This window comes from Spongiactinospora sp. TRM90649 (assembly GCF_029382225.1).
Taxonomy (GTDB): domain Bacteria; phylum Actinomycetota; class Actinomycetes; order Streptosporangiales; family Streptosporangiaceae; genus Spongiactinospora.
The window spans coordinates 252,079-268,476 of sequence record NZ_JARLTC010000006.1 but is presented as its reverse complement, the minus strand read 5'-3'; the positions used below and the strand labels follow the sequence as shown (position 1 = coordinate 268,476).

At 72.9% G+C, this 16,398-nt stretch carries 10 protein-coding genes; 4 read left to right on the top strand and 6 right to left on the bottom strand.

Annotation, left to right across the window (positions count from 1 at the left end; all coding sequences use genetic code 11):
- Positions 1–30 precede the first annotated feature (30 nt).
- Positions 31–756: an FCD domain-containing protein gene (locus P3X83_RS08555; protein ID WP_277304339.1), complete on the bottom strand. Its 726-nt coding sequence runs from the start codon at positions 754–756 to the stop codon at positions 31–33.
- 59 nt (positions 757–815) lie between these two features.
- Here P3X83_RS08555 and P3X83_RS08550 point away from each other — a divergent pair, with 59 nt between their 5' ends.
- From P3X83_RS08550 to P3X83_RS08535, 4 genes are read left to right on the top strand one after another with little or no spacing between them, the layout of a single operon-like run.
- Entirely contained in the window at positions 816–2,183 is a 1,368-nt protein-coding gene (locus P3X83_RS08550) for a glutamine synthetase family protein (RefSeq protein WP_277304338.1), read from the top strand.
- Between the two features lie 3 nt (positions 2,184–2,186).
- Positions 2,187–3,530 (top strand): aldehyde dehydrogenase family protein, encoded by a 1,344-nt coding sequence (locus P3X83_RS08545; protein WP_277304337.1) that lies wholly within the window; start codon positions 2,187–2,189, stop codon positions 3,528–3,530.
- Positions 3,531–3,583: 53 nt separating this feature from the next.
- Positions 3,584–4,348, top strand: coding sequence for a 3-oxoacyl-ACP reductase (locus tag P3X83_RS08540; protein ID WP_277304336.1), 765 nt, complete (start codon positions 3,584–3,586; stop codon positions 4,346–4,348).
- On the top strand, positions 4,345–5,043 hold the full coding sequence (locus P3X83_RS08535; protein ID WP_277304335.1) for a gamma-glutamyl-gamma-aminobutyrate hydrolase family protein: 699 nt from the start codon (positions 4,345–4,347) through the stop codon (positions 5,041–5,043). Before P3X83_RS08540 ends, P3X83_RS08535 begins: the two co-directional genes overlap by 4 nt.
- Here the strand turns inward: P3X83_RS08535 and P3X83_RS08530 are convergent.
- Genes P3X83_RS08530 through P3X83_RS08510 form a run of 5 tightly spaced genes read right to left on the bottom strand, consistent with a single transcriptional unit; the run spans position 5,040 to position 16,395 of the window.
- Positions 5,040–8,051 (bottom strand): tubulin-like doman-containing protein, encoded by a 3,012-nt coding sequence (locus P3X83_RS08530; RefSeq protein WP_277304334.1) that lies wholly within the window; start codon positions 8,049–8,051, stop codon positions 5,040–5,042. The genes P3X83_RS08535 and P3X83_RS08530 overlap by 4 nt on opposite strands.
- Before the next feature lie 30 nt (positions 8,052–8,081).
- Complete coding sequence (locus P3X83_RS08525) at positions 8,082–9,602, bottom strand: vWA domain-containing protein (RefSeq protein WP_277304333.1); 1,521 nt, start codon at positions 9,600–9,602, stop codon at positions 8,082–8,084.
- A gap of 51 nt (positions 9,603–9,653) precedes the next feature.
- A complete protein-coding gene (locus P3X83_RS08520) occupies positions 9,654–10,931 on the bottom strand; it encodes a hypothetical protein (RefSeq protein ID WP_277304332.1) in 1,278 nt (425 codons plus the stop codon).
- Complete coding sequence (locus P3X83_RS08515) at positions 10,931–13,885, bottom strand: hypothetical protein (protein ID WP_277304331.1); 2,955 nt, start codon at positions 13,883–13,885, stop codon at positions 10,931–10,933. The genes P3X83_RS08520 and P3X83_RS08515 overlap by 1 nt, the downstream gene beginning before the upstream one ends.
- Positions 13,882–16,395, bottom strand: a complete 2,514-nt coding sequence (locus tag P3X83_RS08510) for a dynamin family protein (protein ID WP_277304330.1) — start codon at positions 16,393–16,395, stop codon at positions 13,882–13,884. Before P3X83_RS08510 ends, P3X83_RS08515 begins: the two co-directional genes overlap by 4 nt.
- Between the last annotated feature and the right edge of the window lie 3 nt (positions 16,396–16,398).

The following is a 16,398-nucleotide window of genomic DNA, read 5'->3' as shown; positions in this document are numbered from 1 at the left end:
CATGGACCGGGGAACCCCGGGCCGGGACGCTCAGGCCAGGAATCCGCGCAGCAGCGCGGCGGTGCCCTCCAGGTGCTCCGACACCGCGCGGTAGGCCGCGACGGGGTCGCCCTCAAGGATCGCCGCCACGATGCCCCGGTGCTGGGTGGCCGCGTGGTCGATGTTGGGGCGCAGCACCGGGATCGCGTTGAGCAGGTCGGCCACCCGCAGCCGCGCGTCGGCGCAGGCCGAGGCGAGCAGAGCGGAGCCGGTCAGCTCGGCGATGGACAGGTGGAAGGCGGTGTCGAGTCGCCGGTAGTCCTCGGGCCCCGCGGCGTTCACCTCGGACAGGCGACGGCACAGCGTGGCCCGCCGTTCGTCGTCGAGCCGGGAGGCGGCGAGGACCTGGGCCGCGCCGCACTCGACGGCCATCCGGTAGTCCAGCGCGTCGGTGAGGCCCTGGCCCATGTCGGCGAGCGCCCTGCGCAGGCCGGCGGGGTCGGGCGCGGGGGCGCGGTAGGTGACGAACGCGCCGCCGTACCGGCCCCGGCGCACGTCGAGGTAGCCCTCCTCGCAGAGCGACTTGATGGCCTCGCGCAGCGTGACCCGGCTGATGCCGAGCAGTGCCGACAGCTCGCGCTCGGCGGGAAGCTTCTCCCCCGGGGGCACCACGCCGAGCTTGATGGCCTGCAGCAGCCGCTCGACCGTCTCCTCGAAGGCGTTGCCCGCGCGGACGGGCCGCAGCACCGCGCTCAGGCGCGCCGATTCGTTCAACATCACCTCCCGCTCTTGACAAGATACCCCGCTTGGGCACTCAATGGTCTGGTACTGACCCAATGGGAGGCGGAGTGCCAGGCACGCTGACAATCGACGATCTCCGGACCGAGGTCTCCGCCGGACGGATCGACACCGTACTGCTGGCCATCACGGACATGCAGGGCCGGTTGCAGGGCAAGCGGCTGTCCGCCAGGTTCTTCCTGGAAGAGGTCGCCGCGCACGCCGCCGAGGGCTGCAACTACCTGCTCGCCGTCGACGTCGACATGAACACCGTGGACGGCTACGCCATGTCCTCCTGGGCGCGCGGCTACGGCGACTTCGTGATGCGCCCGGACTTCTCCACCCTCCGCCGGATCCCCTGGCTGGACGGCACCGCCCTGCTGATGGCCGACCTGACCTGGGAGGACGGCTCCGACGTGGTCGCCTCCCCACGTCAGATCCTGCGCCGCCAGCTCGACCGCCTGGCCGAGCGCGGCTGGCAGGCGTTCGTCGGCACCGAGCTGGAGTTCATCGTCTACGACGACAGCTACGAGGACGCCTGGCGGCGCGGCTACCGCGACCTGTCCCCCGCCAATCTCTACAACGTGGACTACTCGCTGCTCGGCACATCCCGGGTCGAGCCGCTGCTGCGCAGGATCAGGCTCGGCATGGAGGGCGCCGGTCTGTACGTGGAGTCCGCCAAGGGCGAGTGCAACCTCGGCCAGCACGAGATCGCGTTCCGCTACGCCGAGGCTCTCACGACCTGCGACAACCACTCCGTCTACAAGAACGGGGCCAAGGAGATCGCCGCCCAGGAGGGCCGGTCGATCACCTTCATGGCCAAGCCCAACGCCCGCGAGGGCAACTCCTGCCACGTGCACATCTCGCTGCGCTCGGCGGACGGCGAGCCGATCCTCGCGGGCGACGGCCCGCACGGCCTGTCCGAGCTCGGCACCCGGTTCATCGCCGGTCAGCTCGCCCTGCTGCGCGAACTCACCCTCTGGTACGCGCCCAACATCAACTCCTACAAGCGCTACGTGCCGGGCAGCTTCGCGCCCACGGCCGTCAAGTGGGGCGTCGACAACCGCACCTGCGCACTGCGGCTGGTCGGCCACGGGGACTCGCTGCGCGTGGAGAACCGCGTCCCCGGCGGCGACGTGAACCCCTACCTCGCCGTGGCCGCGCTGGTCGCCGCCGGGCTGCACGGCATCGACCAGGGGCTCGCCCTGGAGGACGCGGTCACCGGAAACGCCTACGAGTCCGGGGCGGAGACCGTCCCCCACACGCTGCGCGACGCCGCCCTGCTGTGGGAGGGTTCCGAGGTGGCCAGGACCGCCTTCGGCGAAGAGGTCGTCGCGCACTACGCCAACAACGCCAGGATCGAGCTGGCCGCCTACGACGCGGCGGTCACCGACTGGGAACTCTTCCGCGGCTTCGAACGGATGTGACCGATGCGGATCGTCAACCCCGCGACCGAAGAGGTCGTCGCCGAGGTCGAGGCGGCCGACGCCGCCGAGGTCGACCGGGCGGTGGAACGTGCCAGGCGGGCGGCACCTGCCTGGCGCGCGGTCGCGCCCGGCGACCGGGCCCGGCTGCTGCGCCGCTTCGCCGACCTGGTCGGCGAGCACGCCGAGGAGCTGGCCCTGCTGGAGGTGGCCGCCGCGGGGCACACCATCGGCAACGCCCGCTGGGAGGCGGGAAACGTCCGTGACGTGCTGCACTACTACGCGGGCGCGCCCGAACGCCTCTTCGGGCGGCAGATCCCGGTGCCGGGCGGAGTGGACATCACGTTCGCCGAACCGCTCGGGGTGGTCGGCGTGATAGTCCCGTGGAACTTCCCGATGGTCATCATGATGTGGGGCACGGCCCCCGCACTCGCGGCGGGGAACACGGTTATCGTCAAACCCGCCGAACAGACCCCTCTGACGGCCGCGCGGCTCGCCGAACTGGCCGTGACGGCCGGCCTCCCCGAGGGGGTGCTCCAGGTGCTGCCCGGAGCAGGGGAGGTGGCAGGGGCGCGCCTCGTCGAGCACCCCCACGTCAACAAGATCGTCTTCACCGGGTCCACCGAGGTCGGGAAGCTGATCGCCGCGCGGGCCGCGGCCACCGTCAAACGCCTCACGCTGGAGCTCGGCGGCAAGAACGCCAACATCGTGTTCGCCGACGCCGATGTCGCCAAGGCCGCGGCGGCGGCGCCGTACGCGGTGTTCGACAACAGCGGGCAGGACTGCTGCGCCCGCTCGCGGGTGCTGGTCCAGCGGGAGGTCCACGACGAGTTCCTGGCCGCGCTCACCGAGGCGGTCAAGGGCGTGCGGGTGGGCGATCCGCTCGACCCGGCGACCGAGATGGGGCCGCTGATCAGCGCCGGGCACCGGGAGCGGGTGGCCGCGTTCGTGACCGGCACGCCGTACGCGCTGGGAACCTGCCCGGCCGGGCCCGGGTACTGGTATCCGCCGACCGTGCTGCTGTCGGAGGAGCGCGACCGCGCGTTCACCGAGGAGGTCTTCGGGCCGGTGGTGAGCGTGCTGCCGTTCGACGACGAGGCCGACGCCGTCCGGATCGCCAACGACACGCGCTACGGCCTCAGCGGCTCAATCTGGACCCGCGACGTGGGGCGGGCGCTGCGCGTGGCCAGGGCCGTGGACGCGGGCAACCTCAGCGTGAACTCCAACGCGAGCGTCCGCTATTGGACCCCGTTCGGCGGCTTCAAGGAGTCCGGTCTCGGCCGGGAACTGGGACCGGACGCGCTTTCCGCGTTCACCGACACCAAGAACGTCTTCCTCGCGACGGACTGATCCGACGAATCGACTCGACGGACTGAATCAACGGACCGACCACCGGAGTGACCATGGAGAGACTGCAGGACCGCGTGGCGGTCATCACCGGCGCGGGCGGCGGCATCGGCCTCGCCACCGCGCACCGCTTCGCCCAGGAGGGCGCCAAGGTCGTGTGCGCCGACGTGGACGAGACCGCGGGCGCCCAGGCCGCCGCCGAGGTGGACGGCCTGTTCGTCCGGGCCGACGTGAGCGACGAGGCGGACGTGGCCCGGCTCTTCCAGACCGCGTTCGACACCTACGGCAGCGTGGACATCGCGTTCAACAACGCGGGGATCTCCCCGCCCGAGGACGACTCGATCCTCACCACGGGCGTCGACGCCTGGCGCCGGGTCCAGGAGGTCAACCTGACCAGCGTCTACCTGTGCTGCAAGTACGCGATCCCTTATATGCGGCGGCAGGGCAAGGGCTCGATCATCAACACCGCCTCCTTCGTGGCCGTGATGGGGTCGGCGACCAGCCAGATCTCCTACACCGCCTCCAAGGGCGGGGTGCTGGCCATGTCGCGGGAGCTGGGCGTGCAGTTCGCCCGCGAGGGCATCCGGGTCAACGCGCTGTGCCCGGGGCCGGTCAACACCCCGCTGCTGCGCGAGCTGTTCGCCAAGGACCCCGAACGGGCCGCGCGCCGTCTGGTGCACGTGCCGCTCGGCCGGTTCGCCGAGGCGTGGGAGATCGCCGCGGCGGCGGCTTTCCTGGCCTCCGACGACTCCTCGTTCATCACCGCCTCCGAGTTCCTGGTGGACGGCGGCATCTCCGGCGCGTACGTGACGCCGCTGTGACGCACGGGCCGGTCATCGGCATCACCTGTTACGTCGAGCAGGCGGCGTTCGGCGCGTGGGACCTGCGCAGCGCCGTCCTGCCGTACGAATACGTCGAGCACGTGGAGCGGGCGGGCGGCGTGCCGGTCGTCATCCCGCCCTCGGGCGCGGCCGAGTCGCTGATCGACCGGCTGGACGGCCTGATCGTGGCGGGAGGCGGCGACATCGACCCCGTCCGATACGGCAGGCCGCTCCACCCGCGCACCACCGCCGTCCGCGCGTTCCGCGACGAGGCCGAGCTGGCGCTGACCCGCGCGGCCCTGCGGGCGCGCCTGCCTTACCTGGGGATCTGCCGGGGCCTGCAGGTCCTCAACGTGGCGCTGGGCGGCACGCTGTGCCAGCATCTGCCCGACGTGGTCGGTCACACCCGCCACGCGCCCGCGCCGGGGAGCTTCGGCGTCATGCCGGTGTACCCGATCCCCGGCACGCTGGTCTCGAAGATCGTCTCGCCGGGCGACGTCCACCACTACCACCACCAGGCCGTCGCCGACCTCGCCGCCGGCCTGACGGCCTCCGCCTACGCCGACGACGGGTCGGTGGAGGCCGTCGAACTGGAGGAGCACCCGTTCACGATCGCCGTGCAGTGGCATCCCGAGCGCGGCGAGGACCCCTCGCTGTTCGCCGCGCTCGTGGCCGCCGCCTCGGCGGCGCGCTAGCCGGGATCGATGTGGGACGCGACGGTCAGCACCGTCCACAGCCACGGGGCGATGCCCGGCGTCGGCTCGCCGGGCGGGCCCGCGGCGAAGAAGTCCCTCGTGGTGGCGGCCGGGTCGTCGTACTGCTCGGCCAGTTCGGCGGCCAGGCGCTTCAGCTCGGCGGCGGTGGCCGCGTCCCTGGGCGTGCGAGCCAGGGACAGCGGCTCCAACGACTGCGCCAGGTCGCGGCTCCGGCCGAACGGCACGTCGGTGCGCCCCGGGAACAGGGCGTACCACCGGCCGCCGACGTTGTCGGCGTTCCTGCGGAACTCCAGGCGGCTGTGCGCGTAGGCGATCGCCGTGCAGCGCAGCAGCTCGACGTCCGCGCACAGGCTGAGCGCGGTCTCCTTCAGGTCTCCCATCGGCTCGGCGAGGACGCCCTCCTCGGCCAGTTCCTTGGCGCGGTCCTCGATCCGGGCCGCGCCCTTCTCCTCGATCAGCACGTGCGGGGAGATCGTGCCGCCGCGCCGGGAGTCGTAGGAGGGGCGCAGCCGTTCCACGCTGGTGAACGCGGGCAGGACCAGGCGGTGCTGCACCGCGAAGTAGAGGATCTTGTCCGTGGTGGGGTACTCGGTCTCCTCGCCGGGCTTGGCGATCGGCAGCACCCGGATGCCGTGCCGGGACAGGCGGCCCTCGAACTGCGTACCCAGCTCGTGGCCGCGCCCCTCGGCCGGTACGTCGGCGTAGACGTAGGCGCTGAGCTGCGGCGCGGACTGCGACTCGCGCTGGATGTCGAAGTGCCTGGCCCGGTCGTAGTTGGCCAGCAGGCCGCCGCCCTCCTCGAACTCCTCGGCCAGCTTGTCCGGCGACTCCCCCGAGGTCTCCAGGATCTCGAAGACCGACTTGTGCCGCAGCGGGTCGAACAGCCGCCCGATGCAGCCGCGGATCGCACGGGCGACCTCGGCCGGCCCGGCCTCCCGCTCGGGCCCGCCGCCCTCGCCGACGTGCAGCCGCACCTGGTCGCCGGTTCCGGGGCGCAGCGACCAGGTCAGCGCGCGGCGGCGCTCGGCCAGCCGTACCGGCAGGGTCTCCCCCTGCGCCTGCGGGCCGACGCACTCGGCGTAGAAGCGGTCGGTGATCTCCGGCGTGGACGGCGGGACCACGCGCCGCAGCGGCGCGGCGTCGAGTTCGCCCCGGTCACCCGCGATGGCCTGGGAGTCGGCCTCGAAGACGCGCCCGGTCTCCTCCAGTACGTCGCGCAGCCTGGTCAGCTCGGCGACCGCGGCGGCCACGGTGCGGCCCAGGTAGCCCAGCAGTCGCGTGGCCCGCTCCCAGCAGTCCCGCTCGACCAGCGCGTCCAAGGCGTCCTGCTGCGCCGCCAGGTAGCGGAGCTGCTTGCGGCCGGACTTGTGCGCGGCCAGCAGCGTCTGGCGCTCCTGCTCGGCCAGCCCGCGCTTGGCCCCCGGCTCCGGAGCGGGGCTGCGCTGCAGGTCCTCCTCGTACTGGCGGATCCGGCCGCCCACCCCGGTCAGGAAAGCCACGGCGGCGTTCGCCCCGCCGGGCCCGCCGCTCAGCAGCAGCCCGACCGCCGCGTACAGGGACTCGCGCCACTGGACGCGGGCGAGTTCCACGTTGCGCTCGGCGGCCGGATAGAACTGCCGCTGTGTGCCGGTCGCGGTGCCCAGGAAGCGGGCCGTCCGCGAGGTGACGTCGGCGTCCACGTCGGCGTTGACGTGCTTGGTGCGGAACGCCTTGACGTCCTGGTACGGCTCGGCCAGCACCGGGACCGGCGGGAACGGCACCGCGCCCTCGGCGGGCTCCAGCCAGCGCGGCGCGGCCCGCCGCTGGACCCCGCCGCCCAGTTCGCGGCCGACCAGGCGGGGCACCCCGGTGGCCCCGTCGAGTGTGCCGCTGAGGAAGCGGTCCACGGTCTCCCCGATGGTCGCCGGGGCCGGGCCGAGCAGGTCGGCGGTGAACCGGGCGGCGGCCTGCACGGTCAGCCCGCTGACCAGCGGCTGCCAGGCGTACTCCACGACGTAGATGCCGAACGTGGAGTACAGGTCGTTCTCCGCCTTGGTGTAGGCGACCTCGTTGACCTGGCGGCTGATCCGGCCCGCCTGGGGGCCGGGCAGCAACTGGGCGTAGATGGCGTCGGCGATGGCCACCGGGCACACCTGGTCGGCGCGGTAGCCGCGCAGCCGGCGGGCGCTGCTGGTCTGGCGCGTGCCGTCCAGCAGGTAGATCTGGCTGACCGGCGCCTCCTCCATCACGTGGCTGTCGTTGACCGACCAGGTGAACTTCACCGGCTGTTCGGCCTTGATCAGGCGGTCCAGCTCCCGCAGCGTGGCGAAGCCGTTCGCCTCGCCCGCCTGGAAGGTCAGGTCGCTGAGGGTGCCCTTGAACGCGGCGGGCATTACGCAGAACAGGGTGGTGCGGAAGTTCAGGTCGCGGTCGCGGCCCTCCTTCTGCAGCCAGGCCAGCGTGTCGATGACCAGCCCCGCGCCGGTGCCGCCCGCGACCGAGGTGACGACGTAGATGTCCAGCTCACCGTGGCTCTGGCTGATCGCGTCGAACGCGGAGGACAGCCCCTGCCTGGCCCGCTTGTCGCCGATCATGTCCTGGAAGAAGGCGATCCGGCCGAACGCCCTGATCTGTCCCGCCCCGTTGGTCATGAACGCGGTGGTCTGCGACTCCTTGATGTGGCGGGCGTCGTCCGGCTTGAACCACGCCGCGATCGGGCTGGGCGGCGGCTGCTCGCCCGGCCGCCAGTCCTTCAGCCGCCGGATGACGGGGGCCACCTCGGCGGCCAGGGCGATGTCCTCGTTGTTGCCGTCCAGGCTGACGAGCCCGGCGTGCGGGCGGGAGTTGTCCACGTCCACCGCGCGCAGGACCACGTCGGTGGCCGGGGCCAGGGGCCCCCCGCCGCCGTCCAGCCGCCGCCACTGCTCATGGGTGTACAGACGCCTCTTGAGGTGCACCACGGCCTGGCTTCCGGTGCCGCCGAGGCCGACTACGAGAGAAGAACGCACGTGACGCCTTTCGGTTCCGCCCGTCCCCGGTCAGGGGCCCGAGCGATCGACGTGGGTGAAACGGGTGTCCCCGTGCAGGGTGGCCGACTGCCCAGGACGGAGTCGCGCGTGCTCGGTACGGCCCGCGCGAAGGTAGCTCAGGTACAGCACGCGCTCGGTGCCCGACCGGCCGAGCCTGGCCTGCCGCTGGGCCCGGACGTCCACCTGCCCGGTCAGGCCCTCGGGCCTTCCCCCGCGTGGCAGGCGGACCCTGCGGCCGATCAGGCGGAGTTCGTCGGGCGGGCCGTCGGCGGGCGCGACCTCCAGCTCGTCGTTCATGGTCACCCACCTGCGCATCGCCAGATATCTGAGCAGCGCGGCGAGCAGCAGCAGGAGCAGCAGCGCCGCCCCGAACCACCAGAGCGGCACGCCGGCGGTGGTCACCACGCGCGAGCGGGTCTCGGCCTCCGCCTTCGGCGGCTTGAAGGGCAACCGCAGGTCCCGGGTCATCACCTGGGACCAGGGCGACTCGACGGTCCCGGTCAGGCGCGCCCGGCCGGGGACGACGCGCTCGCTGGTGCCGAACCCCCAGCTCCACGCCTGCGGCGCGGCGGCCCGGAACCTGACCTTGGCGGTGGCCTTGGGCGCGAGGTCCACGGGGTCGGCGACGAGCCGTCCCGGCACGCCGTCCACGGTGAGCGTGAGCCCGGACACGTGCAGCGGCACGCGCCCGGCGGCCGAGGTCAGCTCGGCGACGATGTCGGCCCCCTCCGCCGGGACGGTGACCTGCCTGGGCAGCCGGACCTCCACCGCGAGCCGGTCGCCGCGCAGGTATCCGGCCGCCTTGTCGACGCGGACGCGGTCCTTGATGTCGTCCAGGTACTCGCGGAGCTGCGCGCGCGGCAGGTTGACCACGGTGGCGTCGCCGAAGACCTCGGTGAGCAGGCGCGCGTCGGTCCGCTCGGCCAGCGGCAGCGCGTAGCCGCGCACGGACCGCCGCTCGGCGATCCGGTCGGCGTCGGCCCGCAGCCCGGGAACCCAGGACGCGGTGTCCGGGCCGTAGCGCGAGCCGGGCGCGGGGTCGTGCTCGCCGTCGGTCAGCAGCAGGACGGTGGCCGGGTCGGTGACGCCGGTCTCGTCCAGCGCGTCCACGGCGGCCTTGATCGCCGCGCCCAGGTCGGTGTTGTCACCGGTGGCACGGGCGGGGAGCCGGTCGAGGGCGTCGGCCCCCGCGCCCGAGCCGGTGAAGTTGATCCTCGGCGCGGAGTCGAAGTTGATCAGCGTGAGGCGGTCCTTGGGGTCGAGCGCGTCCAGGAGCGGCGCGAGCCCGGCGCGGGCGTCGCGGTACAGGTCGGGGCCGCCCCGTTCCTGCATGGAGCCCGAGGTGTCGAGCAGGACCGCGTAGTCGGCGGGCAGCGAGCCGACGTCGAGCCGGGCCAGGACCTCCTGCACGGTGGCTTGGGGGACGTCCCGCCCGGCGGCGGCCAGGGCCGCCGCCGGACCGGCGCAGACCGCCAGCGTCAGCGCGAGGACGGCCGGTAGGATCCACCGTTTCGTCCGGAAAAGTGACATACCCGGACCTCCTTCCGGCGCGGACCGGTCGGCGACCGGCCCGTATGGGAGTCAGTAGGCGTTCCGCAGTAGCACCTTGGTGGGCTGCTCGATCCGTCCGTCCACGTCGATCTCCAGCCGCAGGCAGGCGAGCACGTCGCGGCGCGAGTAGTCCGACTCCTTGGGGACGGCGGCATAGACGATCTCATCGTTCTCGCCGAGCTGATGGATCATGGTGTACCGCTCGACGACGATCTTGTGGTCGGTGACCTGCCGACCGGCGTCGACGACCACCTGGAAGGAGTTCTCCCGCAGGTCGTCCCACCAGCTCGGCCGCGTGGCGGGCGGCCCGTGCACCACCGAGGAGAGCAGGGTGTCCACGCTCGCCAGCAGGAAGAGACGCCGGTAGGGGAGACAGTCGGCGCGCTCCGCCTCGATGAGGGCCGACGCCAGCAGGTCCTGGTAGTCGGCGCGCTGCCCGTGCAGGGGTTCGGGTTTCTCCAGCTCGCGATACCAGTACAGGCCGGGATCGTGGTCGGCGACGGTCAGCACCAGCGACGCGAGCCGGGTCATCCGGATCGCGTACCTGTCGTCGCCGGTCGGCGGGAGCGCGGGGTGGATGTCGCCCTCGGGGTCGGTGGTGACCGTCGGCACGCCGAGCGCGGGCCAGCCGCGCAGCAGCACCTTGGACCGCCCGGCTATCGGGGGCGGCGGTCGCCGGATCACCCGTGCCGCACCGGGGGACGCGGCCGCGACCCCGGCGATCTCGTCGGCCCGCTCGGCGTACGGGGCGGCGCGCTCGGTGGACATCCGCAGCAGCATCATGTTGACCTGCTGCCAGCGGTCGGCGTGCTCCTCCTCGCGCAGCGCCCGCGGGTCGTCGTCCTGGTCTCGCCGGTCCGCCTGCCAGCAGGCCCGGCGCACGTCGTGGTACAGCTTGTCCAACCGGACGGCCAGCGCCCCCGGCACCGCCTCGCGCCGGGAGCGCGGCGCGGGGCCGATCCCGGCCGGACTCCCCTCGTCCGCTTCGCGCTCCGGCTCCTCGAACCGCGGCTCCTCCGGTTCCCGCCCCGGCTCCCCGGCCTCGGGTTCCTCCTGCCGCACGGGCGGCGGCGGGCCGTCCACCTGCTGATGGAGCAGCCGGAGGATCAGCCCGTGGACCGCCCGGCCGTGCTCCGCCCCCGGGTCGGGGTCGCGGCGCCGCAGCGCCGCGACCTCGGCCTCGTTGAGCCGCTCGACCGCCGTCACCAGGGCCTCGCGCAGGTTCTCCGCCGCCTGGGAGCCGCGCGTGGCCAGCAGCGTCTCCATCTCGCCGACGAGACGCACCGACTCCTCGTGGGAGAGGCCCATCACTGCCTTCCGTTGTAGGGATCGTCCGGGTCGATCTCGCTCTGCCTGGCCACCGAGATGGGCAGGGTGAGGACCCTGCCGGACTGGTCCTCCACCTCGGCCACGTCGCGGGCCGCCCAGTACGGCGGCTGGTCGGGGTGGACCCGCAGGACACCCTTCTCGTCCAGGGTCGCCCAGTACGACCCGAAGGAGGCGTCGGCGGGGGCGGTGACGTTGCCCAGCTCCAGGGTCCGGCCGTCCTCGTCCAGGTAGAACGTCCAGTTGCCGTTGCGCGGCGGGTCGGGCAGCGGCCGGGCGGCGATGATCCCGTCGAGCTCCGCGCCCCCGTCGTCCACGAACCGGTGCCAGGCCACTTCGCCGGACGGGCCGGGGGCGGGCGGGGTGAAGACCCGCGAGCCGCCGCCGTCGTCGGTGCCCGCGGCCTTGTTCACGCTGATCCGCCCCGCGACCTTGGCCAGGTCGAAGGCGACGTCCTGGACCAGCAGCCGCGCCGCCACGTCGAGCACGCCCGTGGCCCGCTTGTCGCCGACCTCGTGGCTGGGCTGGGTCCCGCGCCACAGGTGCAGCCGCAGGTCCTGCTGGTCGTCCACCTCCACCTGCGCCCAGATCTGCTCGGGCCACACCCCCGGCGTGCGCCGGTAACCGCTCGACGGGTCCTTCTCGGCGTCGGACAGCAGCGCCTCGTACTTGAAGGTGCCCCACTCCTGGTTGGTGCCGCCCTCGACCACGCGCAGCACCGTGAAGCCGTCGCGCAGCCGCCGGTGGCCGCTGCGCAGCCAGGCCCGCCCGCCCTTCCTGCGGGGGAACTCCGCCCCCGCCCGGAACAGCAGGGCGTTGTGGTCGCCGGTGCCGCCGCGGATCAGCCGGTAGGGCAGGTTCCTGAACAGGTTGTCGATGTCGATGTCCACGTCGGTGCCGCCGTGCGCGACGACGTCGCGGACCTCGTCGTCCGACAGGTGGTAACCACGAACCATCGCCGCCCAGGCCGCGCCGATGGAGGCGGCGTTCTTGGCGAACCGCTTCTCCCCGACGATCTCCACCGACTCGAACGCCGCGACGCCCTCGCGCTCGGCGAACCGCGCCCTGATCACGGTCTGCAGCAGCGGGGTCATGCTCGCCTTGCCGGTGAGCAGGATCCGGTCGAGCCGGTCGTCGGGGCCGTCCAGCCTCGCCTTGGCCAGCCCGAAGGCCAGGTCGGCGATCTCCACGAGCATCGGCCTGGTGATGTCGTGCAGGATCTCCTGGGACAGCTCCAGCCCTTCGAAGATCTCGGGCTTGGCCGCGTTCTTGCGCCCGAACACCAGGTCCACCACCGGGCGGATGGCCAGGTCGTCGAGGACCATCGTGCCCTGCTCGTTCAGGGTCAGCTTGACCTGCTCGGCCATGCCCCACAGGCGCTGGAAGGTGTTGTGCGCCCGGATCTCCGACTCCTTGTCGAGGGGCTCCTCCGGGCGGTAGTGCGTCGGCACGACCCGCTCGACGTCCTCGGCCAGTTCCCGGTCGCCGATGGAGTCCTCGGCGTGCGGCCCGGCCGTGCCCTGGCGGAGCACCGCCAGCGTCCGGGTCAGCAGGGAGCCGGGCAGGTAGCCCGACTCGTCGCGCAGGTCCTTGCGCAGGTCGCCGACCACGCGGGTGGACCACTGCCGGGTCACCTCGGAGGTGGAGATGGCCGCGGAGCGCAGGACCAGGTCCGCGATGGCGGCCTTCAGCCAGTGGAACACCCGCAGGGTCAGGAAGTTGCCGCCGCGCTGGGACTTGCCGCTGCTGCCGCGCAGGGTCGGCACGATGCCGTAGTCGCGCCCCGTGTACGGCTGTGGCGGCACGCCGAGCCGTTCGGTGCGGTCCTCCAGCCGGAACCGCACCAGCGCGATGTCGGTGGTGCCGCCGCCGACATCGATGACCAGCACGTTCTCCTCGAACTCGCCGGGCACGACGGCCAGCTCGCCCTCCCCCCGCGACTTGCGCCGCACCGGGCGGTAGCGGGCGCGCAGCGCCTCCAGGCCGGAGCCGTAGTGCGGCCCGAGGTCGCGCATCAGGAAGAACAGCGCGGCGGCGATGGCCTCGTCGTAGTCGGTGTCCACGAGCGTGACGCCGAGGATGTCGCGGACCGTGGAGCGCAGCACGCGGCGCACATCGGGCGGCGCCATCGTCGGATATGTCAAGACGATGTGGTCGAGCAGGCCGGGCCCGAACGCCGGACGACCGCGCTTGACGAACGTGTCGCCGCGCTCCAGGAGGAAGTCCACGACCGCGGCGAGCATGCCCTTGGTCTTGATCCGCCGGCCGTCCTGGTCGATGAAGTCGGCGGGCGGCGTCCGGGTCACCAGGTGCTTGAGGTTGAGCACTTCGAGCGGCGGCTTCTCCGCCCCGGCGGCGAAGCGGTGCAGCACCACCGACAGCGGGTCCTCGTCGCGCACCTCGACCCGGCTGACTACCTCGCTGCGCTCCATGTCGTCGAAGGTGACGACGTGCAGGAAGCGCTGCTTGAGCGCGGGCGTGGTGAACGCCGCCTCGTGGCAGCGGTGCAGGCGGTAGCGCAGCCACCGGCGCACCGGCTCGCTGCAGGTCGCGCTGCGGCGGTCCAGGTCGCGGATCAGCCCGTGCAGCCCGGCCGGGTTCGCGCTGGTGGTCGCGGTGAGCATGGCCACCAGCGCGGTCACGTCGGGACGGCCGACCTGGTCCACCGCGATCTCGGCCAGCAGCGCCTGCCACTCGGCGGCGTGGCGCTCCGGCAGGCGGTCGGCGGCCGGGAGCCCGTCGGCGAGCAGCGAGGACAGCGCCTCGACCAGCGCCAGGTGCTGCGCGGCGGGCAGCGGCAGGCGCTCGGTCAGGTTGCGGTCGTACAGGGTCATCGTGGTGTTCGTGGTGCCGAAGTCGATCGCCACGAACCCGCTGTGCCGGTCCGCCTGCGCGATCTGCCGCCGGTGCGGCCGAAAGTCCAAACGGTCGCTCACAGCGCCGCCCCCATCTTCTTCCAGTTCGCCGTGCCCTCCGGCTTCCAGCCGCCGGCCCCGTTGCCCGTGCCGTGGTGCTCCTGGAGCATCGCCTCGATCTCGGTGGCGAGGTCCGCCGGCCGGTGCCCCACCACCTGGCCGTACACGACGTCCACCAGCTCCGAGGACGCGGCGCCGCGCCCGGGAGTGGCCTTGATGATCTTCTGCAGGTGGTCCCTGATGCTCCGGCCGCGCCGCTGGAGCACGACGCGCAGACGCGTCACACCGGTCTGGGTGAGCGCGTTGACCAGCTCGCGGCGCATCAGCATCAGCCGGGCCTGATGGTGGCTGCTGCGCCCGCCGGGGTCGTAGTCGCTGTCCAGCCCGATCGGGAACCTCGGATGCCAGGGCAGCCACCGGCCGTCGGCGCCGTCGGCCTCGGCCAGCGGGAACCCGGCGGCGGGTGGGGCGTCGGCGGTGATGTCGCCGTCCTGGTCGAGCGTCGGCTCGACCCACGACAGATCGACGGCCCTGGCCAGCGCGTGGACGTCGGCCCGCCCGCCGAGCCGTTCTGCCGCCGGGCCCAGTTGCTCGGTCAGCACCGCGTCCAGGGGTTCCATCCGGCGCTGCGCCCGGTTGATCCAGGCCCGGGTGACCCGGCCCGCCACCAGGCTCACGTGCCGGTCCAGCTCGGCGACGGCGGCGTCGAACTCCGCCCGGAACACCGCCGTGGTGTTGGGCAGGTCGGGCCGGCCGTCCGGCAGGTACTGGCCCTCCAGGGCCTCCAGCAGGTCCGTCCAGAGCGCCCACTGGGCGACCTTGTCAGCGGCCAGCTCCTCGATGAACCTGCGCGGCGTCAGCGTACCCGCGCTCACCCCGCCGGTCGGCGCGGGGTCGAGCGGCTGGTCGATGTCGGTCAGCTCGGTGCGGACCCCTTCGATGATCTTGGCCAGCTCGCTGTTCACCTCGCCGAGCACCTTGCCCAGCGACAGGCGGGAACCGGAGAGCGGGTCGGGCACGGCGGCGCCGTCCCCCAGCGCGTCGATCAGCCCGCGCAGCGCGCCCCGGAAGTCGGCCTCGCGCTGACGGACCAGGGCGGCCCGCTGCGCCAGGCCGTGCTCGCGCACGTGCGTCTCGATCAGGCCGCGCAGCCGGTCCGCGCCGCCGTCGGCGGTGACGTCGGCCAGCGCCCGGTGCAGGAGCCCCGGGCTGCCGATGGCCAGCCGGTCGGCGACGGCGATCCACGCGTCGCGCCCCGGAGAGCCCTCGCCCCCTGCGGGCATGCCGTAGCGGGCGCTGGTGAACACGATCCGCTCCGGGTGGCTCACGCTGACCAGGGCCTCGGCCAGGTTGATCACGCTGCGCACCTGGTCATTGCGGGCCAGCAGGTGGCTCTCGGTCAGGCCGCCGGCGTCGCGCAGCAGATCGTGGGACGGCGGGTCGAGCCGGTCGAACTGGGCCGCCGCGAACAGCACGCTCTCGGTGCGGTCCTGGGCCTGCTCCACTCCGCCGAGGTACTCCGCCTTGATGTCCAGGGCCTCGCCCCGGTAGGGGTCCCGGGCATCGACCACGATCAGCACTGTCGCGATGTCGGCCAGCTCCCGCCTGGCCAGGAACTTGTCCCGCAGCCCGGAGTGGCTCGATCCGAGGCCGGGGAAGTCCAGCAGCAGGATGTCGTTGGGGCTGCGCAGGCCGTCCAGCGGCCAGACCGCCGGGGGCACCTCGACCTCGACGGTGATCCGGTGGATCAGCGCGAGCACACTGCGCAGCGCGGTCTCGGTGTGCACCGTCTCCTTGGTCAGCGCGCTGCCCGGGACCACGCGGGGCACCGGCATCCGCGCGATCGGGGGGAGCGTGCCGAGGGTGGACGCCTGCCGTACGACGTTCCACGGCACCGACACCCCGATGCGCGCGTCCCGGCCGATCAGGCGCCCGCCGATCTGCTCGGCCTGGACGAGGTCGATGACCTCCTTGATCTCCAGCCGCAGCGCGGGGTCGTTGGCGTCGCTGCTGCCCCATGCTCGGTCGCACCACCGCTGGAAACGCTCCAGCGGCGCGGTGTCGATGTTGGCGGCGAGCCACTCCGCCTCGGTGACCTCGTCGGCCGGGCGTCCGATCCTCGCGGCGTGCGCGGCGATCTCGCCGATGAGGTGCTTCTTGCAGTCCAGCACCTCGCCCTGCGTCAGGAACGTCACGTCCGCGAGCGCGCTCCCGAGGTCGGTGCCGGTCCCCTCGCCGGGCGTCAGCCGCAGCGCGGTGACGTTCCCGGTTGTTGGAACGTTCCCTGCCGGAAGCAGACCGTCGACCCCGAGCAAGCGGCTCAGCAGGGTGGACTTGCCGGCGTTGTAGGCCCCGAGCACCCCGATGCCCAGCGGTCCGTTCGCGGCCTCGGCCATCCTGGCCCGCGCGTGGTGCAGCCGGGACAACGGCTCCGGCGGCAGGACGGGTAACCACCCCTCCTGTGTGACCTTCTCGAACTGCCTCTCCATCCGGTCTCTGCGAAGGCGGATGTCCTCAATGCTGTTGGTCATCGA